The sequence below is a fragment of the Xanthobacter sp. BG11Y11_SDJG genome, assembly GCF_057364445.1.
In genome coordinates this window covers 1-2,015 of record NZ_JBNFNU010000566.1, presented here as the reverse complement: position 1 = coordinate 2,015, position 2,015 = coordinate 1, and the positions used below count along the sequence as shown (strand labels likewise).

Genomic DNA, 2,015 nt, shown 5'->3' with positions numbered 1-2,015 from the left:
CGCGCGGCGCTGGATCGTCGCGGGCGGCGGGGCGCGCAACGCCACGCTGCGCGCCATGCTGGCGGCGCGGCTTCAGGCCGAGGTGCTGACGGCGGACGAGGTGGGCTGGTCGTCGGAGGCGCTGGAGGCGGAGGCCTTCGCCTTCCTCGCCGTGCGGGCGCTGCGGGGGTTGCCGCTCACCTTCCCCGCGACCACCGGCTGCCCCGCACCCATGACCGGCGGCGTGGTGTTCCTACCCTGAGGCGGCCTCAGGCGGTGGCGGCGGCGCGCGCAGGGGAAATGACCATGACAGTGCAAACTTAGACGAAAGTTGATGCACGGCGCCGCTGCCCCTCCTAGGGTAAGCCCACGGTGGCGCTTCGAGGGCACCCATGGGCAAATTGCACCGTGAGATCGGCCTCATCGGTCTCACCTTCGTCTCCGTCAGCGCCATCATCGGCTCGGGCTGGCTGTTCGCGCCACTCCTTGCGGCCCAGCATGCCGGGCCCGCGGCCCTCGTCGCCTGGGTGCTCGGCGGCATCGCCATGCTGCTTTTGGCCCTCACCTTCGCGGAGATTTCCGCCATGCTGCCGGTGCCCGGCGGCATCGCCCGCGTCCCCCAGTTCAGCCACGGCAACGTGGTTTCCATGGCCATGGGGTGGAGCGGCTGGGTGGGCTATTCCACCACCGCGCCCATCGAGGTGGAGGCCATGCTGCGCTATCTGGCGCCGCATCTGGACTGGCTCTACACGGCGCCGGGCAGCGGCACCCTCTCCTGGGGCGGCGTCGCCCTCGCCGGCGGCCTGCTCGCGCTGTTTACCGTCATCAACGCCTTCGGCGTGAAGTTCTTCGCCTATGTGAACACCACCATCACCTGGGCCAAGCTCGCCATCCCGATGCTGGTAATCGCTTTGTTCCTCGCCTCGCGCTTCGAGCCCTCGAATTTCACGGCGCAGGGCGGGTTCGCCCCCATGGGCCTTGCCGGCATCCTCGGCGCCATCTCCTCGGGCGGCGTGATCTTCTCCTATATCGGCTTCCGCCATGCCATCGACATGGCGGGGGAAGTGAAGAATCCCGGCCGCACCATTCCGCTGGCTCTGGTCCTGTCGGTGCTCATCTGCTTCCTGATCTATGGCGGGCTGCAGTTCGCCTTCACCGGCGCGCTCACCCCCGGCGACCTCGCCAAGGGCTGGGGCGCGCTCGCCCTTCCCGGCGATCTCGGCCCGCTCAGCGCCATCGCCGCGGCGCTGGGACTGCTCTGGCTGGTCAGCCTGCTCAATTTCGGCGCGGTCATCGGCCCGTTCGGCGGCGGCCTCGTGGCGGTCGGCTCGAACGCCCGCCTCGCCTTCGCGCTGGCCGAGAACGGCTTCTTCCCCAAGCTCTTCGCCACCATCTCCGCGCGCGGGGTGCCGCTGGCGGCGCTGCTGCTCAACCTCGCGTTCGCGGTGCTCGCCTTCGTGCTGCTGCCGTTCGACGAGGTGGTGCAGCTGAATTCGGCGGCCATCATCCTGTCGTTCGCGGTGGGGCCGGTGGCGGTGGTGGCGCTGCGCTCGCTTCTGCCGCAGGCGCACCGGCCGCTGCGCATCCCCGGCGTCTTCTTTGTGGCGCTCGCCGCCTTCGTGGTGGCCACCCTCATCATCTATTGGAGCGGGTGGGACACGGTGTGGCGCCTCGGCATCTGCCTCGCCATCGGGCTCGCGCTGTTCCTGGCCAATGCCCGCGCCCACATGACGCGCGACCTCGACGTGAGGGAGGCGCTGTGGCTCATCCCCTATCTGCTGGGCATCGCGCTCGTGTCCTATCTCGGCGCCTTCGGCGGGCGCGGGATCATTCCATTCGGGGCCGACATGGCGATCCTGGCGCTGCTCGCCGCGCTGGTGTTCGTCTATGCGCTGAGATCGCGCCTGCCGCGGGAGAAGTTCGACCGCTACATGCAGGACGAGCAGGTGATGGAGAGGCTCTCCGCCGACGCGCCCATCGACCCGCTCGCGACGCCCGGCGAGGCCCCGCGGCTGAGCGGTCCGCGCCGCGGCGCC

2 protein-coding genes are annotated in these 2,015 nt (G+C 70.1%); both read left to right on the top strand.

Annotation, left to right across the window (positions count from 1 at the left end; all coding sequences use genetic code 11):
• The coding region (locus AC2W7M_RS24460; RefSeq protein ID WP_486135622.1) for an anhydro-N-acetylmuramic acid kinase at positions 1–241 on the top strand (241 nt) is incomplete at its 5' end.
• 130 nt (positions 242–371) lie between these two features.
• On the top strand, positions 372–2,015 hold a 1,644-nt coding region (locus tag AC2W7M_RS24455), incomplete at its 3' end, for an APC family permease (protein WP_486135620.1).